The sequence below is a fragment of the Roseibium sp. MMSF_3247 genome (assembly GCF_030733765.1).
Taxonomy (GTDB): domain Bacteria; phylum Pseudomonadota; class Alphaproteobacteria; order Rhizobiales; family Stappiaceae; genus Roseibium.
The window spans coordinates 44,047-70,695 of record NZ_JASHII010000003.1; the positions used below are offsets into that span (position 1 = coordinate 44,047).

The 26,649-nt window shown below is 55.8% G+C and carries 23 protein-coding genes; 21 read left to right on the plus strand and 2 right to left on the minus strand.

The genetic code is table 11. From position 1 onward, the window contains the following. Position 1 precedes the first annotated feature (1 nt). From RBB44_RS10620 to RBB44_RS10685, 14 genes are all read left to right on the plus strand, one after another. The gene (locus tag RBB44_RS10620; protein WP_306147358.1) at positions 2-1,534 is read left to right on the plus strand and encodes an aldehyde dehydrogenase family protein; all 1,533 of its coding nucleotides are present in this window, start codon (positions 2-4) and stop codon (positions 1,532-1,534) included. Positions 1,535-1,576: 42 nt separating this feature from the next. Continuing rightward, complete coding sequence (locus RBB44_RS10625; RefSeq protein ID WP_306147359.1) at positions 1,577-2,824, plus strand: ABC transporter substrate-binding protein; 1,248 nt, start codon at positions 1,577-1,579, stop codon at positions 2,822-2,824. Between the two features lie 55 nt (positions 2,825-2,879). Then, a complete protein-coding gene (locus tag RBB44_RS10630) occupies positions 2,880-3,785 on the plus strand; it encodes a carbohydrate ABC transporter permease (protein WP_306147360.1) in 906 nt (301 codons plus the stop codon). Continuing rightward, positions 3,785-4,657: a carbohydrate ABC transporter permease gene (locus tag RBB44_RS10635; protein ID WP_306147361.1), complete on the plus strand. Its 873-nt coding sequence runs from the start codon at positions 3,785-3,787 to the stop codon at positions 4,655-4,657. The genes RBB44_RS10630 and RBB44_RS10635 overlap by 1 nt, the downstream gene beginning before the upstream one ends. A gap of 4 nt (positions 4,658-4,661) precedes the next feature. Continuing rightward, positions 4,662-5,771, plus strand: coding sequence for an ABC transporter ATP-binding protein (locus tag RBB44_RS10640; protein ID WP_306147362.1), 1,110 nt, complete (start codon positions 4,662-4,664; stop codon positions 5,769-5,771). A 3-nt stretch (positions 5,772-5,774) separates the two neighbouring features. After that, positions 5,775-7,259 (plus strand): GMC oxidoreductase, encoded by a 1,485-nt coding sequence (locus tag RBB44_RS10645; RefSeq protein WP_306147363.1) that lies wholly within the window; start codon positions 5,775-5,777, stop codon positions 7,257-7,259. Further along, a complete protein-coding gene (locus RBB44_RS10650; RefSeq protein WP_306147364.1) occupies positions 7,256-8,017 on the plus strand; it encodes a 3-ketoacyl-ACP reductase in 762 nt (253 codons plus the stop codon). Before RBB44_RS10645 ends, RBB44_RS10650 begins: the two co-directional genes overlap by 4 nt. 9 nt (positions 8,018-8,026) lie before the next feature. After that, a complete protein-coding gene (locus RBB44_RS10655) occupies positions 8,027-9,619 on the plus strand; it encodes a GMC family oxidoreductase (RefSeq protein WP_306147365.1) in 1,593 nt (530 codons plus the stop codon). After that, positions 9,616-9,930, plus strand: a complete 315-nt coding sequence (locus RBB44_RS10660; RefSeq protein WP_306147366.1) for a Dabb family protein — start codon at positions 9,616-9,618, stop codon at positions 9,928-9,930. The genes RBB44_RS10655 and RBB44_RS10660 overlap by 4 nt, the downstream gene beginning before the upstream one ends. 29 nt (positions 9,931-9,959) lie before the next feature. Then, positions 9,960-11,123, plus strand: a complete 1,164-nt coding sequence (locus RBB44_RS10665) for a dihydrodipicolinate synthase family protein (RefSeq protein WP_306147367.1) — start codon at positions 9,960-9,962, stop codon at positions 11,121-11,123. 16 nt (positions 11,124-11,139) lie between these two features. Next, a complete protein-coding gene (locus RBB44_RS10670; protein WP_306147368.1) occupies positions 11,140-12,153 on the plus strand; it encodes a LacI family DNA-binding transcriptional regulator in 1,014 nt (337 codons plus the stop codon). Continuing rightward, positions 12,153-12,776, plus strand: coding sequence for an HAD family phosphatase (locus RBB44_RS10675; RefSeq protein WP_306147369.1), 624 nt, complete (start codon positions 12,153-12,155; stop codon positions 12,774-12,776). The genes RBB44_RS10670 and RBB44_RS10675 overlap by 1 nt, the downstream gene beginning before the upstream one ends. Before the next feature lie 806 nt (positions 12,777-13,582). Next, on the plus strand, positions 13,583-13,723 hold the full coding sequence (locus RBB44_RS10680; protein ID WP_155189197.1) for a hypothetical protein: 141 nt from the start codon (positions 13,583-13,585) through the stop codon (positions 13,721-13,723). A 164-nt stretch (positions 13,724-13,887) separates the two neighbouring features. Next, the gene (locus RBB44_RS10685) at positions 13,888-14,640 is read left to right on the plus strand and encodes a DUF6065 family protein (protein ID WP_306147370.1); all 753 of its coding nucleotides are present in this window, start codon (positions 13,888-13,890) and stop codon (positions 14,638-14,640) included. Positions 14,641-14,939: 299 nt separating this feature from the next. Here the strand turns inward: RBB44_RS10685 and RBB44_RS10690 are convergent, their stop codons facing one another. Then, positions 14,940-15,965: a LacI family DNA-binding transcriptional regulator gene (locus RBB44_RS10690; RefSeq protein WP_306147371.1), complete on the minus strand. Its 1,026-nt coding sequence runs from the start codon at positions 15,963-15,965 to the stop codon at positions 14,940-14,942. Between the two features lie 215 nt (positions 15,966-16,180). Between RBB44_RS10690 and RBB44_RS10695 the strand changes: the two genes are divergently transcribed. The 7 genes from RBB44_RS10695 to RBB44_RS10725 all read left to right on the plus strand — a co-directional run bounded on the left by RBB44_RS10695 (position 16,181) and on the right by RBB44_RS10725 (position 25,434). Continuing rightward, the gene (locus RBB44_RS10695; RefSeq protein WP_306147372.1) at positions 16,181-18,043 is read left to right on the plus strand and encodes a thiamine pyrophosphate-binding protein; all 1,863 of its coding nucleotides are present in this window, start codon (positions 16,181-16,183) and stop codon (positions 18,041-18,043) included. A gap of 62 nt (positions 18,044-18,105) precedes the next feature. After that, a complete protein-coding gene (locus tag RBB44_RS10700; RefSeq protein WP_306147373.1) occupies positions 18,106-19,248 on the plus strand; it encodes a substrate-binding domain-containing protein in 1,143 nt (380 codons plus the stop codon). 150 nt (positions 19,249-19,398) lie between these two features. Continuing rightward, positions 19,399-20,886, plus strand: coding sequence for a sugar ABC transporter ATP-binding protein (locus RBB44_RS10705; RefSeq protein ID WP_306147374.1), 1,488 nt, complete (start codon positions 19,399-19,401; stop codon positions 20,884-20,886). Between the two features lie 12 nt (positions 20,887-20,898). Continuing rightward, positions 20,899-21,849: an ABC transporter permease gene (locus tag RBB44_RS10710; RefSeq protein WP_306147375.1), complete on the plus strand. Its 951-nt coding sequence runs from the start codon at positions 20,899-20,901 to the stop codon at positions 21,847-21,849. Continuing rightward, a complete protein-coding gene (locus RBB44_RS10715; protein WP_306147376.1) occupies positions 21,846-22,811 on the plus strand; it encodes an ABC transporter permease in 966 nt (321 codons plus the stop codon). The genes RBB44_RS10710 and RBB44_RS10715 overlap by 4 nt, the downstream gene beginning before the upstream one ends. A 43-nt stretch (positions 22,812-22,854) precedes the next feature. Continuing rightward, positions 22,855-24,186: a histidinol dehydrogenase gene (gene hisD, locus RBB44_RS10720; protein WP_306147377.1), complete on the plus strand. Its 1,332-nt coding sequence runs from the start codon at positions 22,855-22,857 to the stop codon at positions 24,184-24,186. A 309-nt stretch (positions 24,187-24,495) separates the two neighbouring features. Continuing rightward, entirely contained in the window at positions 24,496-25,434 is a 939-nt protein-coding gene (locus RBB44_RS10725; protein ID WP_306147378.1) for a site-specific integrase, read from the plus strand. Here RBB44_RS10725 and RBB44_RS10730 read toward each other — a convergent pair. After that, on the minus strand, positions 25,431-26,204 hold the full coding sequence (locus tag RBB44_RS10730; protein WP_306147379.1) for a hypothetical protein: 774 nt from the start codon (positions 26,202-26,204) through the stop codon (positions 25,431-25,433). The two genes, RBB44_RS10725 and RBB44_RS10730, sit on opposite strands and share 4 nt — an antisense overlap. Positions 26,205-26,649 lie beyond the last annotated feature (445 nt).

Genomic DNA, 26,649 nt, shown 5'->3' on the forward strand with positions numbered 1-26,649 from the left:
CATGAGTGAATTGAACGTTGTCGCCATCTCAGAAGCGAAGCTGCCGCTAGATCCCTTTGTTGCGCGGCATCTCATCGCTGGTTCATGGCGGGATAGTTGCAGCGGTGAAACATTTGAGCGGACCTCTCCATCCCATGGAACGCTGGTAACGCGGGCGGCCAAGGGCAATGCCCGAGACGTGAATGCCGCACTGGGAGCTGCGCGTGCCACATTCGATGACAGCGCTTGGCGGAGCACAACTGGCAAGGACCGCGCAACTCTTTTGCTCAAGGTGGCGGATCTGATCGATCGTGACCGCGAGAGGATTGCATTGCTTGAGACCCTGGAATCGGGGAAGCCTATCAGCCAGGCCCGGGCAGAGATTGAAGGCGCTGCAGACATCTGGCGCTATGCAGCGTCTCTCGCACGAAACATTCATGGCGAAAGTCACAATTCACTGGGCGATGACTTTCTTGGTTTGGTCCTTAAAGAGCCGATCGGGGTGGTGTCGATCATTACACCATGGAATTTCCCCTTTCTCATAGTCTCTCAAAAACTCCCGTTTGCCCTGGCAGCTGGATGCACTGCTGTCATCAAGCCCTCGGAAATGACGCCCGCGACAACTGTTGTTCTTGGCGAACTGCTGATCGAGGCTGGTTGTCCGGCCGGAGTTGTCAACATTGTACTCGGTTATGGGGATCCTGTCGGGATCGCAATGACGACTGACAAACGGGTCGACATGGTCACCTTTACGGGATCCACAGCAGTTGGAAAAGGGATCGTGAAAGCAGCTTCGGCAACCTTGAAGAAGGTATCCCTTGAGCTTGGCGGGAAAAATCCGCAAGTCATCTTCCCGGACGCAGACCTTGATAGCGCGGTCGATGCGGTTGCATTCGGGGTCTATTTCAATGCCGGAGAATGCTGCAATTCCGGCTCCAGAATTATTGTGCACGAAGACATCGCCGAAGAGTTCATCGCGCGAACAGTTGCCCTGTCGAAAGATGTGCCATTCGGTGATCCGTTGGACCCGTCAACCAAGGTCGGGGCGATCATCACCCCCGATCACCAACAAAAAATCGACGCGTATGTGCAGCAAGCCAATCAGGACGGAGCGGATATCCGTCTGGGCGGCGGCCCACTTCAGGTGCCCGGATTGAGTGGCCAGTTCTACAAACCAACGGTCATTACCAACGTAAAGGCCGAAATGCCGATCGCAAGGGAAGAAGTTTTCGGCCCGGTTCTTTCGGTACTTACTTTTAGCACGCTGGATGAAGCCATCGCATTGGTCAATGATGCAGACTATGGCCTGTCTGCGGGTGTTTGGAGCGAAAATGTCCACACCTGTCTTGAGTTCGCGCGCAAGGCGCAGGCCGGTACTGTTTGGACAAACACGTGGATGGACGGGTTTGCCGAACTGCCCTTCGGCGGTGTCAAGGAAAGCGGACAAGGCCGCGAATTGGGGAAGTATGGAGTGGAGGAATTCCTGGAGGCAAAAACCGTGACGATGCGGATCGGCCGCACGCGGGCGCCTTGGGTTGAAACACGAACCAAATAGGTTCGGATCTGGAAGGGTTTTACGCACTTAGGGAGGAAATCTATGCGTAAGTTCACAACTATGATGACAGCTGCGGCGGCCCTGCTTGCTGCCGGCACAGCGGTCAAAGCTGAAGATGTTGAAGTCCTGCACTGGTGGACATCCGGCGGCGAGGCAGCAGCGCTGAATGTCCTGAAGGAAGACCTCGAAGGTCAGGGCATCGGCTGGCAGGACATGCCGGTTGCTGGCGGCGGCGGAACGCAGGCGATGACTGTGTTGCGCGCGCGGGTTACCTCCGGAAACCCGCCGACTGCTGTACAAATGCTCGGCTTCGACATTCTTGACTGGGCAAACGAGGGGGCACTCGCCGATCTCAACATTCAAGCCGGCCTGGAAGGCTGGGATGATGTTGTGCCGGAAGCCCTTCAGGCCTTCGCCAAGCATGATGGCAAGTGGGTTTCTGCCCCGGTCAATGTCCACTCAACGAACTGGGTCTGGGCAAACAAGGCTGTTCTCGATGAGCTTGGCATTGCTGTGCCGACCACATGGGACGAGTTCGTAGCTGCGCTTGAAAAAGTCAAAGCCGCCGGCAAAACGCCGATCGCCCATGGTGGTCAGGCCTGGCAGGACGCCACTGTCTTTGATGCGGTTGCCATGTCGACGGGCGGTCCTGACTTCTACAAAGCCGCTTTCATCGATCTTGATGAAGACGCGCTCGGCTCAGACACGATGAAGGAAGCCTTTGACCGCATGGCGGTGATCCGCGCGCATGTGGACGACAACTTCTCCGGCCGTGACTGGAACCTGGCAACAGCGATGGTCATCAATGGCGACGCAGCCTTCCAGATGATGGGCGACTGGGCGAAGGGTGAATTCCTGAACGCTGGCAAGACGCCAGACCAGGACTTCCTCTGCTTCCGTTTCCCCGGCACCCAGGATCAAGTGACCTTCAACGCGGATCAGTTCGCGATGTTCGCGCAAGGTCCAGAAGTGGGCAAGGAACAGGCGGCGCTTGCAACGGCGATCCTGTCTCCAGCGTTCCAGTCCGCCTTCAACGTGGTCAAAGGGTCTGTGCCGGCTCGCACAGACGTGTCTGACGAAGCGTTTGATGCATGCGGCAAGAAGGGTATGGCGGATCTGAAGAAGGCTGCTGGAAGTGGCAATCTTTATGGCTCCATGGCGCATGGCCATGCAAACCCGGCTTCGATCAAGAACGCGATGTACGACGTCATCACTGCGCATTTCAACGGCGAGTATGACAGCGCCACTGCGGTCGATGAGCTGGTGACGGCTGTTCAGATCAACAAGTAAACCCCAAAAGAGAACGGCGGCTTCCGCCGTTCTCCCAACCCACCGGGGATAAACCATGTCCATCTCGGAAACGGCGAGCCCGCGCGGTTCTGTTGTTGACAGACTGCGTGACGCCTTACCTAAACTCGTGCTCAGTCCGACGGTCGCCATTGTTGCGATCTTCGTTTACGGCTTCATTTTTTTCACGCTCTACCTGTCATTTACAGATAGCCGCATTTTGCCGTCCTTCGGATGGGTCGGCTGGCAAAACTACGAAAACCTGTTCAAGATCCGGGCCTGGGACATTGCCGTTTCCAATCTGGTGGTGTTCGGCGTCTTATACATCGCCATTTGCTGCGCGCTTGGGCTGCTTTTGGCGATCTTGCTGGATCAGCGGATCCGCGCGGAAGGCTTCATCCGGACCATTTATCTCTATCCGATGGCACTGAGCTTCATCGTGACCGGGGTTGCCTGGAAGTGGTTCCTTGATCCGGGAATTGGCGTCGAAGCTGTTGTGCGTGGATGGGGCTGGGAAACTTTTACATTCAACTGGATCAAAGACCGGGAAATGGCGATCTATACGATTGTTATTGCTGCGGTCTGGCAGACGTCCGGTTTTGTCATGGCCATGTTCCTGGCCGGGCTGCGCGGTATTGACAGCGAAATGATGAAAGCGGCCCAGATCGATGGCGCGTCGACCTTCGCGCTTTACCGGCGGATTGTCATCCCGCAATTGCGCCCGGCGTTCATGTCCGCCTTCGTGGTGCTCGCCCATATGGCAATCAAGTCCTACGACCTTGTGATCGCCCTGACTGGCGGGGGACCGGGCACAGCCACCGAATTGCCCGCGACCTTCATGTATTCCTACACGTTTTCCCGAAACCAGATGGGCATCGGCGCTGCTTCGGCCGTGATCATGCTTATGACCATTGCTGCAATCATCGTGCCGTATCTCTGGTCGGAATTGAGGGAGAAGAAATAATGTCAGCGACGACAAAATCATCATCCCTCACCGCTGGCCGCATCATCCTGTATGCCCTACTGGTCGTGTTCTGCATATACTACCTGTTGCCACTCTATGTAATGGTAGTGAACTCGTTGAAACCCCTGTCTGAAATTACGGCAGGCGGCATGATGGCGTTGCCAAGTGACTGGACAATCGCTCCCTGGGCAAGTGCCTGGTCAAGCGCCCAGGTTGGCGTCGAAGCAACCGGTCTGCGCCCCTACTTCATCAACTCGATCATCATGGTTGTGCCGGCTGTTGCCCTATCGACCCTGGTCGGAGCGCTGAACGGGTACGTGCTGACGAAATGGACGTTCCCCGGAGCAACCATTCTCTTCGGCTTGTTGTTGTTCGGGTGTTTTATTCCCTTCCAGATGGTGCTCATTCCGATGGCCCGGATGCTGGGCCTGATGGGACTGGCAGGCTCTTTGCCGGGGCTGATCTTCGTGCACTTCGTCTACGGCATCGGGTTTTCGACCCTTTATTTCCGCAACTACTACGCCGCTTTCCCGACCGAGTTGGTCCGAGCTGCCCAGATTGATGGCGCGGGCTTCTTCCGGATTTTCTGGCGCATTTTGCTACCGTCTTCCGGGCCGATCGCGGTTGTCTGCATCATCTGGCAGTTCACCAACATCTGGAACGACTTCCTGTTCGGCGCCTCCTTCTCGGACTTCAACAGTCAGCCCATGACGGTGGCGCTCAACAACCTGGTGCAATCGTCCACCGGGGTGAAGGAATACAACGTCCACTTTGCAGGCGCGATCATGGCCGCACTGCCAACGTTGCTCGTTTACATCGTCGCTGGCCGCTATTTCGTCCGCGGCCTGATGGCTGGCTCAGTAAAAGGATAAGACCATGGGCTTTCTAGACATCAATCAGGCGACCAAATCCTATGGCGCCCTTCAGGTTCTGCACGAAACCAACATTTCCATCGAGGAAGGCGAGTTTCTTGTTCTGGTCGGTCCGTCCGGCTGCGGAAAATCCACCTTGCTGAACATGATCGCAGGCTTGGAAGACATCACGTCTGGCGAGATTGCCATTCGGAACCGCAGCATGAACGGGGTGAAACCGGCCGACCGCAACATCGCAATGGTGTTCCAGTCTTACGCGCTCTATCCGAACATGACGGTCAAAGGGAACATTTCCTTCGGCATGGAGATGCATGGCATCGAAAAATCTGAACGGGAGAAGCGGATCGCGCAGGTGGCAGAGCTTTTGCAGATCAGTCACCTGCTCGACCGGAAGCCCGGTCAGCTCTCCGGCGGTCAGCGCCAGCGTGTTGCCATGGGCCGGGCACTTGTGCGCGAGCCAGATGTTTTCCTGTTTGACGAGCCGCTGTCCAACCTTGATGCCAAGTTGCGCGTTGATATGCGCACGGAAATCAAGAAGCTGCACCAGAAGCTTGGAACAACAATCGTCTATGTGACCCACGACCAGATCGAGGCGCTGACATTGTCGACCCGAATTGCCGTGATGTTCGGTGGTTATGTCCAGCAACTCGGGACACCAAAGGAAATCTATGACAACCCGGCAAACATGTTTGTTGCCGGTTTCATGGGGTCTCCATCCATGAACCTTTTTCCGGCCAAGGTTGTCACTGTCGAAGGCCAGCCGGCGGCGGAGATTGCCCTGGCCAACGGACAAACCGCGGCTGTTCCTTTCGCAAACGACAAGCTGGCGGGGAGTGTCGGACAGGACATCGTCCTCGGCATCCGGCCAGAAGCCATTACCGATAAAGATGGCGCGGACCGGAATTCAAAGGCTGTTCATACTGTCGAAGCTCCGGTCGAAGTCACGGAACCAGCTGGTTCGGACACGTTTGTCGTGACCCAGATTGGCGGCAAGGACGTGACCGGACGTTTCCGCGCGGATGTCTCCGTGAATGCGGGTGACGTGTTTCCGTTTGCCTTCAACATGGAAAAGGCGGTCGCATTCGATCCGCAGACAGAAGATCGGATTGCCTGAGCAATGAGCCTTTCACCGGACATTGTGATTGTGGGCAGCGGCATGGGCGGCGCGACCCTTGCCGCCGGCCTTGCGCCGTCCGGTGCGCGGATCACGATCCTGGAACGCGGGCATCAGATTCCGGACACGGCGCCCGCAAGGGACCCTTGGCGCATCTACACCAACAGCGCTTTCCGGTCGGATGAAACCTGGCTCGACGGTAACGGAACGGAATTCGAACCGGGCAACTATTACAATATCGGTGGCAATTCAAAGCTCTACGGTGCGGTGCTGATCCGCTATCGCGCCGAGGATTTTGAAGCCATGGAGCATGAGGACGGTGTTTCGCCAGCCTGGCCGATCCGGTACGCCGATCTGGCACCCTGGTACGAGAAGGCGGAGAGGCTCTACAAGGTTCGCGGGGATGTGTCGTCTGATGCAAGCGAACCGGCGCATGAGGGCGCATATCCGTTCCCGCCTGTTCCAGATGAGCCGGCCATAAAGGTCGCCCGGCAGCGCCTTGAGAATGCCGGTGTCCATCCGTTTTCCCTGCCGTTGGGCGTCGACATTGACAGCTGGTTAGAGGCGGGACAGACCGGATGGGATGGTTATCCGGATCAGCGCTGCGGCAAGATGGACGCCGAAACCTGCGGACTTTCAGAGGCCTTGGCGTATGACAATGTCGATCTGGTTTCCGGTGCCGAGGTTACGCATCTCAAGACCGATGCAAAATCCAAAAGGATAAAGTCGCTCACCTATCGCAAGGACGGCGAGGAGACCACGTTAACGCCCAAAGTGGTGGCGGTATGCGCTGGCGCTGTCCAAACGGCGGCGTTGCTGCTGCGTTCCAACGTAGCCAATGGCTCTGACTACGTTGGCCGCTGCTTCATGAACCACAATGCAACAGCGGTCATCGCGATCGATCCAACCTTCCGGAACGATTCCGTCTACCAGAAAACGTTCGGGATCAACGACTGGTATCTGTCGGACGGAAACGGCGGCAAGCCGCTCGGCAATGTGCAGCTCCTGGGCCGGGTCACGCCGGATATTCTGAAAATCCAGGTGCCGCAATTGCCGAAATTTGCCGCCGGCTGGATTTCGCGGCACGCGCTCGATCTTTACCTGATTTCAGAAGATCTTCCCGATCCGGAAAGCCGCGTGGTCCTCAAAGATGGACAGATCCAGCTGCGCTGGCGGCGTTCAAACATGACAGCTCACACGAAGCTGGTCAGCAAGACCAAAGAAACATTGCGCAAGGCAGGCTTTCCGGTGGTGTTGTCCAGACTGTTTGATGGGCGGGTTCCGTCGCATCAATGTGGAACCGTGCGCATGGGAAGTGATCCCAAGACGTCCGTTCTCAATCCGGAGTGCCGGTCCTGGGACCATCCGAACTTGTTTGTGACCGATGCCGCCGCGCTGCCAACATCTGCGGCTGTAAATCCAGCTCTGACCGTCGCCGCACTTGCCCTTCGAACGGCTGACACGATCCGCAAGGAGCTGGCGGCATGACCAAGTTTGCACTGGTTACAGGTGGGCAGCGCGGGATTGGGCTTGGCATCTCCAAGGCCCTTGCGCAAGCTGGTTACAAGGTCGCCATTGTTGCTCAGGTCGGGTTGGATGATGTTGAAGTCCAAGTCGCCCTGTCGGCTCTTGGAGACAGCGCCAGCTACTATTCCCACGACCTTCAGGATATTCAGGGTCACGCATCGGTCCTTGATCGGATCGAACAGGATCTCGGCCCGATCACCACTTTGGTCTCCAATGCCGGGGTGCCTGCCAAGATCCGCGGCGACATGCTGGAGTTGAGCTCCGACAGCTACGATTTCGTCATGGGGGTCAATCTGCGCGGTGCGTTTTTCCTGGCGCAGGACGTGGCGCGGCGCATGATATCGCGACCTGATGAGAGCATCTACCGATCCATGATCTTTGTGACCTCGGTGAGCGCAACAATGGTGTCGGTCGAACGCGCCGAGTACTGCCTGTCAAAGGCGGGGGCGGCCATGATGGCGCAACTCTTTTCGGTCCGGCTGGCTCCGCACGGCATCGGTGTTTTCGATATACGGCCGGGCATCATAGAAACGCCAATGACCTCCGGCGTGAAAGACAAATACACCGCCCGCATCGAGGGCGGACTGGTCCCCGCTGTCCGCTGGGGCCAGCCCTCCGACATTGCCGAAACCGTATTGCCGCTGGTCGAGGGGCAGATGGCTTTTGCGACCGGCTCAACACTTGCCGTCGATGGCGGCCTGTCAATTTCCCGTCTTTGAGAGACTGATATGAACCAGGGCTTTGATTTCATCATCATTGGGGGCGGCAGTGCGGGTTCCGTCGTTGCAGCCCGCTTGACCGAAAATCCGGATACACAGGTTCTGCTTCTGGAGGCGGGCGGGCGTGACTGGCACCCGTTCTACCATCTGCCGGCCGGCTTTGCGAAAATGACCAAGGGGATCGGCTCCTGGGGCTGGCACACGGTGCCGCAAAGACACATGCAGAACCGCGTTTTCCGCTATACCCAGGCCAAGGTCATCGGTGGCGGATCGGCCATTAACGCGCAGATTTACACACGTGGTAATGCGCTCGACTATGATGAATGGCGGCAGCTCGGCTGCGAGGGCTGGGGTTATGAAGATGTTCTTCCCTACTTTAGGAAAGCCGAAGATAACGACACCTATAACAACAGGTATCACGGTCAGGGTGGTCCGCTCGGCGTGTCCAAACCCTGCGCCCCGCTGCCGATTTGCGAGGCCTATTTTGAAGCGGCTGCGGTGCTTGGAATCCCAAAGAATGAAGATGTCACAGGCGAAAAACAGGACGGCGTTGCCTATTACCAACTGACCCAGCGCAATGCCCGCCGGTCGTCCGCCGCGATGGCCTATTTGGCACCGAACCGGAGCCGGCCGAACCTGCATGTCAGAACCGGTGCCAATGTTCGCCGGATCATCGTCGAGAACGGCAGGGCCGTTGGTGTGGAACTGGTTGATGGCGAACGGCTGACGGCGACTTCCGAAGTCATTCTTTCCTCCGGTGCCATCGGATCGCCGCGGCTTTTACAACTGTCCGGGATCGGCCCCGGGGACGATCTTCAAAGACTTGATATAGATGTGGTGCTGGATCAGCCAAATGTCGGGGCCAACCTGCAGGACCATCTCGACCTCTATTGCATCAGTGAAGTCAGCGGGCCGCATACCTATGATCGGTTCGCAAAGCCGCATCTATCGGTTCTGGCCGGTCTGCAATACCTTTTGACGAAGCGCGGGCCGGTCTCGTCCAGCCTCTTTGAAACCGGGGGCTTCTGGTATGCCGATCCCGAGGCGAGGTCGCCCGATCTGCAGTTTCATCTGGGGCTTGGCACGGGGATTGAATCTGGTGTCGCGGCCATGCCTGACGGCGGGGTGACGCTGAACTCCTGCTATCTCCGGCCGCGGTCGCGCGGATCGGTTCGGTTGAACAGCGCCGATCCAGCGGCCGAGCCCCTGATCGATCCGAACTATCTGGAGGATCCGCGTGATCGTGAGATGTCGATCCGTGGTCTGAAGCTGACCCAGGAAATCATGGCTCAGGCGCCGCTAAAGCCATTCATCAAGGCGCAGCGGCTGCCGGGGCCGGATCTGAAAACAGATGACGAGTATTTCCAGTTCATTTGCGAACATTCCAAGACGTCGCATCATCCGGCGGGAACCTGCCGCATGGGTGTCGATGATGGTGCTGTCGTAGATCCACGGCTCCGCTTCAACGGGATCGACGGCCTGCGTGTCGTCGATGCGTCCATCATGCCGAACGTCATTTCGTCCAACACCAATGCCGCGGCCATCATGATCGGTGAAAAAGCCTCCGACATGATCCGCGAAGACCACGGGGCTTCCTCATGATCCGTCATATCGTCCTGATCAAATTCCAACCGGAGGTCTCCGAGGAGACAATCACGGCCTTGTTCCAGGAGTTGCGGGAGATCGAAGCTCAGGTGCCCGGCATTCTCGACATCAAGTCCGGGCGCAGCGAAAGCCCTGAAAAAATCGAACGCGGCTACATGCACGGATTTGTCGTCGACTTTCAGGACTGGGATGCCCTTCAGAGTTATCAGGACCACCCGGACCACAAGGCGCTCGGGGCAAAGCTCGTCGCGAACGCCGTTGGCGGTCTCGACGGCATCCTGGTGCTCGACATTCCTGTGTCCGCCTGAGTGTTCGGTGCTACTGACTGGAGACCGTCATGCTGACCCTGCCAACTTACAACAACACTCTTGAACCCTACGTGCTCACGGGCGAGCCTTTGGTGCCACGCGCCCCGGATGTTCCCCTGACACGAACAGCATTTGCCGCAGCTCATGTTGTTTCCGATCCATTGGCTGAGCGTGATCCCTGGGACGGTGCGCCAGCGGTTGATTGGGAAAATACGCTTCAGTTCCGTCACTGGCTTTGGGACCAGGGTCTCGGTCTCGCCGAAGCCATGGACACCGCGCAGCGGGGTATGGGCGTCGACTGGCCAACCGCCAAAGAGTTGATCGAGCGGACCATGGTGGAAGCCAAGGCGCACCCGTTGAAACCGCGCGTGGCGTGTGGGGCCGGAACGGATCAGAAAGATCTGGCCGAGCTGAAAACCGCGTCCGACATCATTGCTGCCTATTCTGAGCAGATGGAGGCCATCGAGGCTGTCGGCGGCCAGGTGATCCTGATGGCTTCAAAGGCGTTTCCGGCCATTGGGGGCCAAGCGGCAGATTATGAAGCGGTCTACGGGACCTTGCTGGAGCAGGCGACGGACGCGGTCGTCCTGCACTGGCTGGGCGACATGTTCGATCCGGCCCTTAAGGGTTATTGGGGGTCAACGGATGTCGAGGTGGCGTCCGATGCTGTGCTTCGGATCATCAACACCCATCAGGACAAGGTCGACGGCATCAAGATCTCGCTTTTGGACAAGGCGCATGAGGAGCGGTTCCGCGCCCGCCTTCCGGATGGCGTCCGGCTCTATACTGGAGATGATTTCAACTATGCAGAGCTGATCGAAGGCGACGGCACGCGGTATTCTCATGCGCTGTTGGGGGCCTTTGCGGCGATTGCACCGGTTGCCAGCCAGGCGCTCGAGGCGCTTGCGAAAGATGATCTTGAAACCTATCACAATCTTTTTGCACCAACCGTTCCGCTCAGCCGGGAAATTTTCAAAGCACCGACACGGTTCTACAAGGCGGGCGTGGCCTTCCTCGCCTGGCTGAATGGGGCGCAGAGCCACTTCATCATGCCGGGTGGGTTTCAGTCCTCTCGGGAAATCGTTCATTACGCCGAAGTTTTTCGGCTTGCGGACCAGGCGCGGGTGTTGTCAAAGCCGGATGTTGCGGTCGAGCGGATGAAACTTCTCTTGAAATTGCATGGCATAGGTTGATCAGGGCCGGGAGAGAATGAAGAAAAGACCAACCATACTGGATGTCGCCAAGCAGGCGCGGGTGTCCAAATCAACCGTGTCGCTGGTTCTTCAAAACTCCCAATCGGTCAAGGCAGCTACGCGCGATGAAGTCAACAAGGCCATTCAGGAACTGGGGTACGTCTATAACCGGTCAGCGGCCGGGCTTCGGGGTGCATCATCTGGCTTGATCGGTCTGATCATCAACGACTTGCGAAACCCGTTCTTCACCGAGTTTGCGGCGAGCGCCCAGATGGAATTCGCCCGGAAAGGATACTCGACCGTGATTGCGAACACCGACGAGGATCCGGAAATTCAGGCGCAGGTGATAGACTCGATGATTGAGCACGGGGTCTCGGCGTTTGTCATTTCACCCACCTATGAAGAAGACTCTTGTGCGTTCGATCGGGTCGAACGTGCCGGCATCCCGACAATGCAGGTCTTGCGCCAAATTGATCTGCGAACCGATCTGTTTCCCTTTGCATCGCACGACTACACAGCCGGCGGCGTATTGGCCACAGAGCATCTCCTGAACTTGGGATCTGAAAGGATAGCATTTGTCGGCGGGATCAAGGACCGGCCGATTACGATGGAGCGGATGAGCGGATATTATCAGGTCATGGTCTCCCGCGGATTACCTGTCACGGCTTTTTACGAAAGACCATCCAGGACCTATGGCCGTGAGATAGCATTGCGCATTGCTTCAGATCACTCGCGAATTGATGCTGTTATCTGCTTCAGCGACCTGGTGGCGCTCGGAATGTTGTCGGGGTTTGCGGAAGCTGGTGTTCGTGTTGGCGAGGATGTTCGCTTGATCGGCTTTGATGATATTGAGGAAAGTTCCTTGTCTTATCCCCGCTTGAGTTCTGTACGCTGCGATACCGAGGCATTTGGCAAAAAAGCCGCGGAGTCAATGCTGGCATGGGTTGTCGATGGCCAGCGACCACCGGATACGCAGCGTTTTGGTGTTGAATTGATAACGCGTCAGTCGAGCCTGGGCTTAAACGCTTGATGACACTTGCAGACCCAAAGGGACTTTCTGACAAGACGCCGTTTCTGAGGGACCTGATTGAGGGTGCCGAAGCACTGATCTTCGATTGTGACGGCACTTTGGTCGCGAGCCCGGACCTTTATGCCACAGGATGGCGGCAGGCCTTTTCAAAAGCCGGATATTCCTTGGAGCCGGGCTGGTATCATCGGCGGTCCGGGTTGTCAGAGCAGGTGCTGCTGGATGAATTCTCACAGCAATTCGGGGCGGCCTTTGATCATCGTCAGGTGATCGACGACATGCGGCAGGGCGTGCTTGATCGGCTTCATATGTTGCGGGAAATCGGTCAGGTGGCCGCCATCGCACGGCAGAATGCCGGCGCAAAACCAATGGCCGTGGCCTCCAGTGGACCGCGGGCAATCGTTGTTCCGTCCCTGAGAACGGTGAACCTGCTATCCTGTTTTGATGCGGTCGTCACGATAGAAGACGTCGCGCAGGCGAAACCGGCACCGGACCTTTTTCTAAAAGCAGCGTACCTTTTGGGTGTAGATCCCGAAAACTGTCTTGTTTTTGAAGATAGTCCGCAGGGTATTCTCGCTGCCAAGAACGCAGGAATGCGGTGTACTGATATCAACCAGTTAATATGACAATTGTCAGAAAATGCTGAGTTGCTCTGCTCCTCAAAAACAGAGCCATTTCAGATGAGAGTTTTGCGGGTCAGGCTCCCGGTTGGTTTAAGGAGCAAGCCCGATGTGGCGTCAAGATGTTCGGGCAAGCGGAAAACGTTTAGTTTGAGAAAAGGGACTAGCAAGTCGTCCTAACTACAAAATTGTACCCATTCATCCAATGTCCGCTTAGGGCCGTTTTCGACCAAACCACGCTCGGGCTGGGAGCGGACGGCTCGCGCGTCTGACATTATCCATACGGTCTGCCGCAAAAGCTGCTTGGTCAAAGCTCAAAGGGCAGAACGTCTTTTGTCAGAAGATGCCCCGATAGCGTAAAGCGAACACGTTCATCCAATTAAATCGGGAGAGATCCATTACATATCATTAATTTGTAATATCAAATTCTCCCTCCCAAATAAAAGTCAAGCAATATCTGGACATACAGTTACCTGTGATTAGAAACCGGGAGGACTTTAAATGAATAATGTGAAAAAACATCTATCCGCATACGGCGTCATTGCAATCGCCATAATCGCTTCAGCAGTAATTTTGGAGATGTCTGGAGTACTTGGCACATCACAGGAATTGGCCTGCCCCACAGGCTGGAACTGCTGACAGCCAACGGCCGGTATGACCGAGAGTTTGCGGGACATTTCGGACGGGTTCGCAAATACATTTGAGATCGCCGAGGGTCGAAAAGCCAACATCCCTCGCTTTGATCCCTTTTGAAACCCTTAGCGGCCCGCGTTGGAGTCTTTCGACCAAGCCAAGACAAGAAGGAGAAACAGATGAAAACGGAACACCGGAAAATCGATAAACTGCCCACGGTCCGCAAGGCTGCTCCGACCGCCGTTGGGGCGTCTTACAACTTGATGCCGCGCGTTGTTCAAACGCCGGCCGGGCGCAGGATCATGCGGGATTGTTTCTAGCCTGCAAAAGCCGAACGGCCATGCGGCGCAGTCAAACTGCGCTGCGGTCGTTTCAGTGTTCCGGGCATCCAGCTAAAGTGACGGCAGCTTGCAAGTCTCTCAAAGCTCTCCCGTTCGATCAGCCACTCCCCTGATAGGGGACCTCCTGCAAAACCGAGATCCGAATGTCCGAGCACCTCATAAAGTTCTACAAGATGTTCGATGGTGTTCCGGCCATCATACCGGCCGACCCGTCAGCATATGGAAGCATGCCAACGGATGCGTTTCGCTATTGTGAGGCCATGCGCACCGCCTCTTCCTTCGGTTGGTACGTCTATCCGCCCAAAACGCTCACGCTGACGGTTAGCGAGGACATTGTTTATGCCTATCTGGAAGGTGAATGGGTTCTCGTGAAGAGCGAATATCTGAATGACGGTTTCAAGAAGGAATGGGAAAATCTTGCGCCGGATAGTTTAAAGCGCCATTTCCCGGCGTTCCTCAGACCCGTCCCGCTGCCAAGCACCCTCCAGATCTTCACTGGCCACTTCGTGGAAACCGCGCCGGGGTGGAGTGTTCTGGTGCGTGCACCCGCCAACACGCCACGCGGCCCATTCCAGGTCTACGAAGGCATGGTTGAGACGGACGAATTCAAACCATGTCCCATCTTCGTGAATATCCGCATCACGGAAACAAACCGCGAAATTCGACTGCCCTTCAACGTTCCGCTTGCGCAGGTTCAACTTGTCCCCCGTCAGGTATACACTGAAGACCAAAAGCGGGTGGCCTACATCGAACAGGCCGAGAGTGTTTCTTCTGAGTTTCCCTGGGAACGGTTCACCGACACCGTGCACAGTGAACCGCATCCACGCGGAAGGTATGCGGTCGCGCGCCGCGAACGGGATCACCGGAACCCGCCAGCAACGCCGGGAGCGGTTTAGGCAAAGGAAGCCGTGACCGCCTCACGGGATGTCCGTCTCGAGCAGTAAACTGATATCATCACCTCCGCCTTCTTCCGTGGTTTGGCACGGCCGAGCAGCCGACCCCATGAGGCATCCCCAAAGCGTCATTGCGGTTTCTCTAGGACTTCCATCCATTGGTTTCGGAGAACGAACAAATACTGCCATTCACAGCGCTTTCTTCTCCGAAAAATCTCACCCTGCATGGTAAAACTGTCTAAGCAGGGACAAAGCCAAATGAGCGATATCCTTTTGCGCGAACAATTAGTTTTTGATGCTACTTAACCTTCCTTTGCCACCCCAGTCGTCGCGCGCATTACGAGGCTAGTCGGCAGAATATGATGCTTAGCCTTGGCATCGCCGCCATCCCTCACCGCCTCAGAAATCAGTTTTGCGGCCATCGAACCGATTTCGCCGATGGGCTGCCGGACTGTCGTCAGCGAAATCATGCTCCAGCTGGCCATGGGTATGTCGTCAACGCCAATAATAGAGACATCTTCTGGAACCTTCAGACCGATCTTTTGCGCGGCATCCAGAGCACCGATCGCAATCACATCGTTTGCGCAAAAAATGGCTGTGGGCGGAGTTTCTGATCGCAGCAAATGGATGCAGCCTGAATAGCCGCCTTCGTGCGTGAATTCCGTATGGTGCATCAGATCAGTTTCAAAAGGAACCCCGGCATTCTTAAGCACAGCCTTCGCCCCCTCAAGGCGACCGGCTGTCGTTGATGTCGTGTCCGGTCCCATGAGAAATCCGATCCGGCGATGACCGAGCGACAAAAGATGAGACATTGCCTCCGCTCCTGCAGAGTAATTGTCGCTCTCGACAACATGCACGTCCCCCTTCTGGTTCGAACGGATCGCGAGAACCGTAGGCATTTCACGGTCTTTCAGAAATTCAACCATGGGGGAATCGATCATGGCAGTGGTAACAATCACACCATCAAGAATATCCAGCAAAGACCGCAGTTTACGGCCTGCCCGGTCGCGCGTGATCTCATCAATGATCAGCACCATATCGAACCCGAGATCATCGAGCTCATTATGAAGACGATCGAGAAGGTACGGATAGAATGAGTTGTGCAGGGCCGCGACGACCACGCCAATCACGCCGCGGCGTCCGGACTTGGTAACAGATACAGTCGGCGCCCTTGCGGAGACTTCATAGCCGAGGCTTGCCGCGGCATTCAAAATTCTCTGACGGGTATCTTCAGACAATTGGCCACTGCCAGCCAAGGCGCGCGACGCGGTCGATTCAGCCACCTGCGCAGCTTTCGCAACATCTCTAAGCGTTATTTTGCCGGACAAGCATCACCTTTTTCCGAAACTTTCCGGGAAAGGACACTGGTGGCCCGGAAAACTATAAACATCGAAAAATATTTTTATCGGCATTCTGTTGTTTGTTCAACTTGTTAGCAGCTTCCGCATCGGAATGCGGCTTACCAACCGCAATTTTCCGTTGACTTGCGCAATTTATTCCGGAAATATTTCGGAAATATTGCGCAAAGGGAGGAAATTGCGGCATGAAAACCGTCGGTCACCTTATCGGCCGGGCGCTGAAAGCCTATGGCGTGCCATACATCACCGGCTTACCCGGACATGGAAACTGGAACCTCATCGATGCGTTCAACGATCCAGGTTCCGATATACCTATCGTTCAAACGATGCACGAGCAGGCAGCGGTCCACATCGCGGATGCCCATTACCGGGTGACCGGTCAACCGATCGCAGCTTGCACATCCATTGGACCAGGCGCCGCCAACACGATCATGGGGCTGGCCAACGCGCACTGCGATTCAACTGCACTGATGTTGATTACGGGCGCTGCGTCCACCCACATGCGTGGGCACGGCGTCATGCAGGAAATGGACCGGGAAAACACTCCGGACTTCACAAAGGTCACGGAGCAGGTAACCAAACGCAACTTCGACATGATTACTCCGGACTCTGCTCCCTTTATCATGCATCGCGCATTCAATGCGATGATGACCGGGCGTCCAGGACCTGTGCACGTCGACATTCCGCTCGATGTTCAATCGGCCAATACCGATATCGATGTGCAAGACCTTGAAAAACGCCTGCCTACTGGCAGACAAAGAGCAGATAGCCAGGCTATTGAGGCGGCGATCGAATTACTCCTAAACGCAGAGCGCCCGTGCATCGTCGCAGGGGGTGGAGCAATTACTTCAAACGCCAGCCCCGCTCTCAAGCGTCTCGTCGAACGCCTTGGTATTCCGGTTGTCTTTACGTGGAACGGCAAAGGTGCCCTGCCTGAAGACCACCCGATGAATGCTGGTACTGTCGGTTGGCCCGGCTCCCTTCCGGGGAATACGTTGGCAAGCACTGCTGATGTGGTCATGTCGCTTGGATGCCGGTTCACTGACTGGTCAGCGTCTTCTTGGCGCAAAGGCGTGAGCTTCTCCATACCTGAGTCCAAGCTCATCCATGTAGACATTGATCCCCGGGAAATCGGCAAGAACTATCCGGTTGAAGTTGGGGTCGTTTCAGATATCTCCTTGGCTTTGGAAGATATCGACGCCGGCATCTCGGACGAGCAGGCCCGAAAGGCCTATGAGCGCAGATCTGCTCATCACGACAAACTCGTTCGGCTTTGGGCGGAATGGGATGAAATCCAAGAGCCACGCCGCTCTCACGACAAGATCCCGACGACCATGCTTCGCACCTTGCGGGAATTGCGGAAAGTTCTTCCGCGCAACGGGATTGTCACGGTGGGCTCCGGGCACCCGCAGAGCTCGACCAAGCAAGACTTCCCGATTTACGAGCCGCGTACACACATTACTCCCGGCAGTTATTCACCGATGGGCTTCGCCCTTCCGGCGGCGATCGGCGCAAAGCTTGCCAAGCCTGATGCTCCGGTGGTCTGCATCATCGGGGACGGTGACTTCATGATGTGCATGCAGGAACTCGCGACCTGTGTGGCCTACAACATCCCGGTCGTCTTCCTGGTTCTGAACAACTCCGGCTACATCTCTATCCGGGACGGTCAGGATGCGTTGATGGGGCGGAACATCATTTCCGAGTTCTCAATGCCAGGCGAAAACTCCGAGCCCTACTCGGTGAAGTTTCCAGCGCTCGCAAAGTCCTTCGGGTTCGACTTCGCAACCCAGGTTCAGCGTGTTGATGAAATCGGATCAACGATCAAGGCGGCGCTCGAAAGCGGTGGACCTGCACTTGTCGAAGTTCCGATCACCAGGGACGTCAGCATCGCAGCATCGAATGTCGTTGGGTGGTGGGACTTCCCGCCAGTGCCGACCGCTCCGCAAGCGGTCCGCGACGATTACGCCGCTGGTTTCGCAGCCGAACAACATCAGGGTCGCGATACGTCAAACGTGAAGATCGTCAAGGCGGAAGGCGCGGTAGGCTGATCTTCTACCCAAAACAAATAAACAAAAACAGTCACTTAAACTCGAATAGGAAGGAAACTGCAATGAACCGTTCTGCTTTCATTTTCGGTGCCAAAGCCACAATCGCGGTTGGCGCACTGGTCTCCGCATCCGCTTTGGGCCTGGTTTCACCTGCCGCTGCTGCTGCACCTGAATGCGCACCGGCAGCATCCGAAACGATGGACACGTCACAGTTCAAAAAAGAACCGCCATATACGATTGGTTTCTCCAATGCGGAATTGCGCGACGGCTGGCTACGCACCTTTTTCCATACCGTTGAAAACGGTGCGGAAAAGCATGCCGATAAACTGCAGAAATTCATTATCACGGATGCCAACGGGGATGCGACGAAGCAAATCTCCGACATTCAGGATCTTTTGAACCAGGACATTGATCTGCTGATGGTGAACCCGCAAGCAGCTGACTCTCTGGATCCGATCATGGGCCGCGTGATGCGGCGTGGTGTGCCGGTCGTAAGTGTTGCTCGCACAGTCAATAACGAGGACAACTACGTCACCTTTGCTACCGCGTCTGATACATATCTGGCCTGTCACAGCGCGACATGGCTTGCAGAGCATCTCGGCGGTGAAGGCAAAATCGTTTTGCTCCCGGGCCGGGCTGGTGCTTCGCCAGCTGAAACTCGCCTCGAAACGGCGCGTGAAATCTTTGCCAAATACCCGGGCATCGAAATTCTCGACACCCAATATACTGGCTGGAGCCCGGCCAACGGTAAGTCGATCATGTCAGCTGTCATTCAGCGCTTCGGCAAGGACATTGATGGTGTCTGGGCGGACTCCGGCCTGCAGGGTTCTGGTTCCGTTGAGGCCTTCCTGAGCGCAGGTTTTGCCTCCGAAGACATCCCACCGCACACCGGTGGCGACATGAACCGGATGTATCTGCTTGCGCTGGAGCATGGCTTCCCGTTCGCGGGCGTCGACTACACACCGTCAATCGGCGGGTTCGGTGTTGATCTTGCTATGGACATCCTGTCCGGCAAGCCGGTACCGAAGCAGTTCAACGTCCCTGCCCCGATCATCATCTCTGAAGGTCACAACACTGAGACCATTCAAGGCACTGTTGCGCTGGCAGATTATGCCCAACCCGACAAGCCAGGCACCTACATCATGGGTCACGGCATTGGTGCTGATTACGATCCGGAGAACTTCTCCGCGAACTATCCCAACTAACCCTCCCACCAGTGTCGCGGCAGTGTCTTGCCCAGCCGCGACACCAACTCCCCGGATGAATTTCCGGGGCTTTTCAAAACGGTTCGTCATGCATCCAGACCGTTTCGAAAAGCCTAAGAGCAATTGTTGGCTGATGACAGGAGCATGGGAATGATAAACCTGAAAAACATCACCAAGGTTTTTCCCGGCGTTAAGTCGCTCGACAACGTTTCCTTTGAAGCAAAAGCTGGCGAGGTCCACGCGCTGCTAGGTGAGAATGGAGCCGGCAAATCGACCCTGATCAAGGTCATGGCAGGGGCATACATCCCCGAAGAAGGTGAGATCACCTACGACGGTGAGGCACGCAACTGGGAATCGCCTCGTCAGGCGATGGATGCAGGCATCCATGTGATTTATCAGGAACTGATGCTTTTCCCGGAAATGACGGTGGCTGAAAACATCTTTATCGGGGAAGAGCCGCGCGGTCGTTGGGGCCGGATCGATTATCCGGAGATGACCCGCCGGGCCACAGAAATCTTAGATCGTCTGGGCCACCATCTGGATCCTTCGGAAATCCTGAAGAACCTGAGCGTTGCAGACCAACAGATGGTCGAAATCGCCAAGGCTTTGGTCGGCGATACGAAACTTCTGGTTCTGGATGAGCCTACCGCCGTGATCTCCGGACGCGAAGCTGCCTTGTTGTTTGAACGTGTGAACATGCTCAAGGAGCAGGGCGTGTGCATCATCTACATCTCTCACCGTCTCGAGGAAATTTTCGAGATCGCGGATCGTGTGAGTGTGCTTAAGGACGGCCAGTATGTCGGCACTGAAAACACGGCCAACATAAACGAAGACCGCCTGGTGGAAATGATGGTCGGGCGGGAGCTCTCCGATATCTATCCGGAGAAAAATTCTCGCACGGATGATGTCCCGGTTCTCACCGCTCAAGACCTTCGTATGGCGCCCAAGGTCAAGTCCGCCAGTTTTGAACTCTATCCAGGAGAAGTTGTCGGACTGGCCGGCATGGTCGGATCCGGACGTTCGGAAATTGCGCACGCCATTTTTGGGTCGATGGAGCGTGAAACAGGCTCAGTTACCGTTATGGGGGCTCACTACAACAAGCCTAACCCGCGAGAGTCGATCGATCGAGGCATTGGTTTTCTGACCGAGGACCGCAAGGGCCAGGGGCTTCTTCCCTTGCTGGATACAGCGGCGAACATCACGATCCCGAACCTGAATGAAGTTTCGAACAACTCGGTCATCGATCGGAAACACGAATTCCAAATCGCCAAAGACGAAATCCGGCGTTTCAACATAGCAGTTCCAGGGCCGGATTATGGTGTCTGGCAGCTTTCAGGTGGCAACCAGCAAAAGATCCTGATCGCTCGCTGGTCTCGTGTCTGCCACCGCGTCCTAATCCTCGATGAGCCCACTCGGGGTGTCGATATCGGAGCCAAGGTAGAGATCTACAAGATGATCCGGGAGCTGGCGGACGAGGGAATCTCTATCCTCGTTATCAGTTCAGAATTGCCGGAAATCGTTGGGCTTTGTTCGCGTGTGATGGTGATGCGCGAAGGCGTCATGACCGGCGAGCTTTCCGGGGAGGACGTCAACGAGAAAGCCATCATGCGCCTGGCAACACTTCAAGAAGCCGCCTAGGGAGATCTCCAAATGAGCCAACTGGTCTTTAAACTCAGACGGACGGAACCTGCGGTGTTCATGGTGATCGCCCTTATCGCGGTTATTGTTGTTACCGGCTTTTTCGTCAATGAACGTTTCGGCACATCGCGGAACTTCCTGAACGTTTTTGAACAAGCCGCTCCGCTGGGGTTTGTTGCGATTGGTCAATCGCTGACGGTTCTGGTGGGCGGCATCGACCTCTCCATTGGTGCGGTCGTGTCCGCCTCCAACGTAATGCTCGCAGCCCTTGTTGGCGGCAATGATGCAATGATGATCCCTGCGATCGTCATCGTACTGGCTTTCGGCGCGTGCTTTGGCTTTGCCAATGGGTGGATCACGGTAGTCACAGGGGTGCACCCTTTGATCGTCACCCTTGGGACGGCATCAGTGCTGCAGGGAGCTGTTCTTCTGTACACCCTGCAGCCGACCGGGAGCGTACCCTTCTGGTTCGAAGAATTTGCCTATGGCCGGATCCTCGGCATGCCGATTTCCGGGCTCGTGATGCTGGCGTGTTTTATCGGTGTCGCCTTGTTTCTGAAGTATCGCCAGACGGGCCGGCAGGTCTATGCCGTCGGCGGTAACCCGGAGGCCGCGCGCCTCAGTGGAATCCGGAACAATCGCATCACAATGCTCGCTTATTCCGCCTCTGGATTTTTCGCAGCGCTCGCCGGGACATACTACGTGAGCCGGACCGGTATCGGTGACCCACTTGTCGGCGAGCCATTGACGCTGGCCTCGATCACACCGGTGATCGTAGGCGGGATCATCCTCGGAGGTGGAAGAGGCAACATCCTTGGCGCCCTTCTTGGTGTGGCCATGATTTCTCTGCTCAACAACCTACTCAACTACATGAACACGTCCACGTTCATTCAATGGGTCATCCAGGGTCTGATCATCATCGTTGCCGTTGCCATCTACGTCGACAGGAGTAAGAAGCTATGACCGCAGAGACTGTCACTCTCAACAGAAATGGCTTGCTCACCCCGGACCGGCTGAAGAGCCTGATCTTGCCCGGTGCATTCCTTGGCCTCATCGCGATTGCAACCATCATCTCGCCGTCTTTTCTGTCGGTCAGCAACTTGCAGGATGTGCTGACGCAAGCGGCCCCGCTCATGATCGTGGTGATCGGTCAGACCTTTGTCATCCTGGTGAGGGGACTTGACCTTTCGGTCGCCTCCTTGATGGCAACTGTGGCCGTAATCGCGACCGCCTTCGATACGCAAGATGATGTTATGATCCCGGTGATCTTCGTCTCCGCAATCTCGTTCTGCGTGGTCGTTGGCTTTACCAATGGCTGGCTGGTGACCAAGAGAAATGTATCGCCGTTCCTGGCAACACTAGCCATGATGATCGTGCTACAGGGTTTGCGGTTCTATTACACCAAGGGCGCTCCATCAGGAATTCTGCCGGAAGGTTTTCGCTTCCTTGGTACCGGACAAATCCTGGGAATTCCTGTCAACGTCATCGGCTTCGCAATCTTGTTTGTTGTGCTTTCCTTTGTCCTGAAACGCACAGTGTTTGGACGCAAGGTTTACACGGTGGGAGGTAACCCCTCCTCGGCAGACCTGGTCGGGATCAATTCCCACAACATCACGATCCTTTGCTACGTGATCTGTTCTGTTCTGGCGGGGATCGCCGGACTGCTGCTGGTCGGATACGTGGGATCAGTCGATAACTTTGTCGGTCGCGGTTATGAGCTGGATTCCATCGTTGCAGCCGTGGTCGGCGGCGTCGCTCTCAGTGGAGGAAAAGGAAACCTTCTCGGAGCCGTTTTAGGCGCTCTGATTTTGGTCCTAATCTTCAATCTCGTCATTATCGTTGGATTGCCGGTCCAGGCCCAGATGGTGATCAAGGGCGTCATCATTGTTGCTGCCGCAGCGTACTTCGCAAAGAGCCTGAGATGATGGCTCCACAAACCTCATTCCAATATCGAAAGGACGCAAAGATATGACCGTCACGTATCTCAAACGTGGGAAACCCGTGGATGAACGCGCAGAGGATGATGCTAAGACCCGCGCTGTCGTGGAAGCCACATTGAAAGACATCGAGGCTCGTGGCGATGTCGCCATTCGCGAACTCAGCGAAAAGTTCGATAACTACTCACCACCAGCGTTCAAACTTACCGACAGCGAAATCGAAGCCATCACGTCTAAGGTTTCAACGAGAGAAATGGCGGACATCCAGTTCGCTCACGATCAGGTCGTCAAGTTCGCTCAGGCGCAACGAGACTCCATGCTGGACATTGAGGTGGAAACACTGCCCGGGGTCATTCTCGGTCATCGAAACATCCCGGTTCAGTCTGTTGGCTGCTACGTTCCGGGTGGCAAATTTCCGATGGTTGCGTCAGCGCACATGTCTGTCGCAACTGCCAAGGTTGCGCAGGTTCCACGTATCATCGCGGCCACCCCTCCGTTCAAGGGAGAACCGAATCCAGGTGTGATTGCGGCAATAAAAATGGGCGGCGCGCATGAGATTTATGTTCTCGGCGGCATTCAGGCGATCGGCGCCATGGCTCTCGGCACGGATACAATCGACCCGGTTCATATGCTCGTTGGCCCAGGCAATGCCTTTGTCGCCGAAGCCAAGCGCCAACTCTATGGGCGCGTCGGAATTGATCTTTTTGCCGGTCCAACCGAAACAATGGTGATCGCCGATGATACCGCCTCGGACGCAGAGATGTGCGCAACAGACCTCTTGGGCCAAGCCGAACACGGCTACAACAGCCCATGCGTCCTTCTCACCAACTCCCGCAAGTTGGCAGAAGACACGCTTGCGGAAATCGACCGTCTGTTGAGCATTCTCCCGACCGCAGACACTGCCCGCGCGAGCTGGGAGACTTACGGTGAGATCATTGTCTGTGACACATATGACGAAATGCTGGATGTTGCGAACGACATCGCTTCAGAGCATGTGCAAGTCATGACGGATCGCGACGACTGGTTCCTCGATAACATGCACAGCTATGGTGCCTTGTTCCTTGGCCCCCGCACCAATGTTGCCAACGGAGACAAGGTCATCGGAACCAATCACACGCTCCCGACCAAGAAAGCAGGTCGCTACACGGGCGGACTATGGGTGGGTAAGTATATCAAGACCCACAGCTACCAAAAAGTGGTCACCGATGAAGCTGCAACAATGGTCGGTGAATACGGTTCACGCTTGTGTATGCTTGAAGGTTTTGTCGGCCATGCAGAACAATGCAACGTCAGGGTCCGCCGATATGGCGGCGTAAACGTCCCTTACGGAGAAGGCGCACCCTACCGAGAAGCCGCCGAATAAATGCACCATAGAGCGCCGGTCGAGCCGGCGCTCTATTGCAGACGAGCATTCGTCCCGCGTTTCAACTCTTATCCGAACAATCACCTCAAACCGGCAAGTGCTAATACCCAAAGTGAAGTCTTCCGGGGTTTGGCGCGGCCGAGCTGCCGACCCCATGAGGCATCCCCCAAGCTTTGTCGCGGTGACTCTAGGACTTCCATCCGGCACTGATATGCGCCGGTACTTTTCCATCTACCCGACTGGAATAACACCCGACACCGTCTTCCGCCCGTCCTACACTTTTGTAAATCGAAGACTTGGACGAGCAGAATGACAAACAACAAGACAATCAGTGACGCATGCAAAGCCTGGATCAAGCGCTGTGAGCGCGATGAGCTGGAACGCGCAACCCTGCGCTCATACCGCAAGCACGTTGATCACCACATCGAGCCAGCCATTGGCGATCGGGAGCTAAGCAGCCTCACCCGCTCACACGTGCGCGATTTCATGGATGACATGCTGGACAAGAATTCCAGGGCGATGACCGACAAGGTACTGCGCTCTTTGCGCTCAGCTCTAAGTGAGGCCCTGGATCGCGAGTGGATCGACAACAACGTGGCGCTGTCCGTGAAGCTGCGCAGGGCATCAAGGAACGCTCCAGATCGCATCATCCCGACTAAGGCTGAAATCAAGGCGATGCTGGAGACAGTTCCAGACAAGCAGCGCCCGCTCATCACGACTGCGATCTACACAGGCATGCGCATGTCGGAGCTGCGTGGTCTGCGTTGGGAAGATGTTGATTTTCAAAAGTCGATCATTCGCGTCCGTCAACGCGCTGATCGCTTCAATCAGATCGGCAAGCCCAAGTCGAAGTCGGGCCGTCGTGACATTCCCATGGCACCAAGTGTGAAGAAGGTGCTGATGTCCTGGAAAGCGGACTGCCCAACCGGCGAGCTCGATCTTGTCTTTCCAAACGGCATAGGCAACGTGGAAAGCCCGTCGAATATCTCAAACCGGGTTCTCTACCCGCTTTTGAAAGACGCTGGAATTGTCACTGCAGAGGGTAAACCGAAGTTCTCGTTCCACGCCCTGCGTCATGCCGCTGCCTCGCTGTACATCGAACAAGGTTGGCCCGCGAAGAAGATCCAGACGCTTCTGGGACATGCCTCGATCACCGTGACCTTCGACGTCTACGGGCACCTGTTTGACAACGCCGAGGATGATGTCGCCCTGTTCGCGAAACTCGAAGCAGATCTGGAGGCGGCTTAGTTAGCGCTCTGCGTATCAGGCAACTTGATCCATTCAAACAGGACGTTTTCTGGGCTTGCCTTACGCTTGGTTCGCAAGAACTTTCTGAGATTGGGCGATGTCCAGGGTCTGCCGCGTTGGGTCTGAATGCCTTTTTCATTCAATCCGTCCACAATTGCTCTGACAGTAAACGGAGGCGAAAGGTCTGCTTTAATCCAATCACTACAGATCTTGTGTATTTGCAGACTTATAAACGCGTCATCATAGGACGCCAGTCTCTCTTTGGTTTGTGACGGAGTTTCCGCGGAAACCTTTGGCTTCGCTCGAACACGCTGCTTCTGAAGCATCTTTCGAAATTCGCTGACCGCCTGACGCTCCCTGCTCTGATGCAGACGATCTAAGATAAGAACACGAAGCGTTTTTGGGTCGAGCCTTTCCAAATATGTAGTATGCAGCGCGCAATACACGCTGATGGTCGATTTCCGCATGGCCGTTTGGAAAGCCAAAGCGCTCTCCCAGTCATGATTGTCGAAGAGACGTGCCACATTGTCGATCACAGTGCGCTGCCGCGTTCTGACAGACTGAACGAACGCTATTCTAAGCGCTGGATGGTTCGCTTCGATCCGCTCATCCACGCCGACGCCCAGTGCGACTTGCGCGGTTATTTCCTTATTCGCAGCGCTGACTGCGTCTTGCAAACACGTCAATTGAAACCGCGCAGATGGATCAAAGCTCAAATCTACGGGCTGGACCGAGCGTGGAAAGCCGCGAGCTACAAGAAGAGCAATCATGGAAGAACCGTAACCAGAAGATCAAAAACCATAACTTGGTTACAACTACAACGCCGCCTCATGCAAGCTCAATGTCATCTCAAAGCGATAAGATTCAAAGCTTTTCCGTTGGAATCATAATCCGCGTGTCGGGGGTTCGAGTCCCTCTCCCGCTACCACTTCTCCAAGCCTATAAATTCTTACCCAGGTCAGCCCGCTGAGGTTCCGCAATCAAGTGGTATCCATCTGTAATGCGTCGGATAAAACTTACGCTGAAGGTCACCCATACCCTTCCAGAAACTCAGCGATGACTACCCGACCTTTATTATGCATCTGAAAACCAACCTGGCCCGGATCGAAGCGAGACAGGCCACAGTGCAAAGATGATAGCGATGCTGGGGGATCGGAGAAGGTCGAGGCCGGTTCGAGTGATGACCTGTTCAGATACTCATATCGGCGCCGAAAA

What these genes read in the sequence shown, in the direction of transcription:
- RBB44_RS10620 (WP_306147358.1), top strand. Translation starts at nt 2, where the DNA reads ATGAGTGAATTGAACGTTGTCGCCATCTCAGAAGCGAAGCTGCCGCTA.
- RBB44_RS10625 (WP_306147359.1), top strand. Translation starts at nt 1,577, where the DNA reads ATGCGTAAGTTCACAACTATGATGACAGCTGCGGCGGCCCTGCTTGCT.
- RBB44_RS10630 (WP_306147360.1), top strand. Translation starts at nt 2,880, where the DNA reads ATGTCCATCTCGGAAACGGCGAGCCCGCGCGGTTCTGTTGTTGACAGA.
- RBB44_RS10635 (WP_306147361.1), top strand. Translation starts at nt 3,785, where the DNA reads ATGTCAGCGACGACAAAATCATCATCCCTCACCGCTGGCCGCATCATC.
- RBB44_RS10640 (WP_306147362.1), top strand. Translation starts at nt 4,662, where the DNA reads ATGGGCTTTCTAGACATCAATCAGGCGACCAAATCCTATGGCGCCCTT.
- RBB44_RS10645 (WP_306147363.1), top strand. Translation starts at nt 5,775, where the DNA reads ATGAGCCTTTCACCGGACATTGTGATTGTGGGCAGCGGCATGGGCGGC.
- RBB44_RS10650 (WP_306147364.1), top strand. Translation starts at nt 7,256, where the DNA reads ATGACCAAGTTTGCACTGGTTACAGGTGGGCAGCGCGGGATTGGGCTT.
- RBB44_RS10655 (WP_306147365.1), top strand. Translation starts at nt 8,027, where the DNA reads ATGAACCAGGGCTTTGATTTCATCATCATTGGGGGCGGCAGTGCGGGT.
- RBB44_RS10660 (WP_306147366.1), top strand. Translation starts at nt 9,616, where the DNA reads ATGATCCGTCATATCGTCCTGATCAAATTCCAACCGGAGGTCTCCGAG.
- RBB44_RS10665 (WP_306147367.1), top strand. Translation starts at nt 9,960, where the DNA reads ATGCTGACCCTGCCAACTTACAACAACACTCTTGAACCCTACGTGCTC.
- RBB44_RS10670 (WP_306147368.1), top strand. Translation starts at nt 11,140, where the DNA reads ATGAAGAAAAGACCAACCATACTGGATGTCGCCAAGCAGGCGCGGGTG.
- RBB44_RS10675 (WP_306147369.1), top strand. Translation starts at nt 12,153, where the DNA reads ATGACACTTGCAGACCCAAAGGGACTTTCTGACAAGACGCCGTTTCTG.
- RBB44_RS10680 (WP_155189197.1), top strand. Translation starts at nt 13,583, where the DNA reads ATGAAAACGGAACACCGGAAAATCGATAAACTGCCCACGGTCCGCAAG.
- RBB44_RS10685 (WP_306147370.1), top strand. Translation starts at nt 13,888, where the DNA reads ATGTCCGAGCACCTCATAAAGTTCTACAAGATGTTCGATGGTGTTCCG.
- RBB44_RS10695 (WP_306147372.1), top strand. Translation starts at nt 16,181, where the DNA reads ATGAAAACCGTCGGTCACCTTATCGGCCGGGCGCTGAAAGCCTATGGC.
- RBB44_RS10700 (WP_306147373.1), top strand. Translation starts at nt 18,106, where the DNA reads ATGAACCGTTCTGCTTTCATTTTCGGTGCCAAAGCCACAATCGCGGTT.
- RBB44_RS10705 (WP_306147374.1), top strand. Translation starts at nt 19,399, where the DNA reads ATGATAAACCTGAAAAACATCACCAAGGTTTTTCCCGGCGTTAAGTCG.
- RBB44_RS10710 (WP_306147375.1), top strand. Translation starts at nt 20,899, where the DNA reads ATGAGCCAACTGGTCTTTAAACTCAGACGGACGGAACCTGCGGTGTTC.
- RBB44_RS10715 (WP_306147376.1), top strand. Translation starts at nt 21,846, where the DNA reads ATGACCGCAGAGACTGTCACTCTCAACAGAAATGGCTTGCTCACCCCG.
- hisD (WP_306147377.1), top strand. Translation starts at nt 22,855, where the DNA reads ATGACCGTCACGTATCTCAAACGTGGGAAACCCGTGGATGAACGCGCA.
- RBB44_RS10725 (WP_306147378.1), top strand. Translation starts at nt 24,496, where the DNA reads ATGACAAACAACAAGACAATCAGTGACGCATGCAAAGCCTGGATCAAG.
- RBB44_RS10730 (WP_306147379.1), bottom strand. Translation starts at nt 26,204, where the DNA reads ATGATTGCTCTTCTTGTAGCTCGCGGCTTTCCACGCTCGGTCCAGCCC.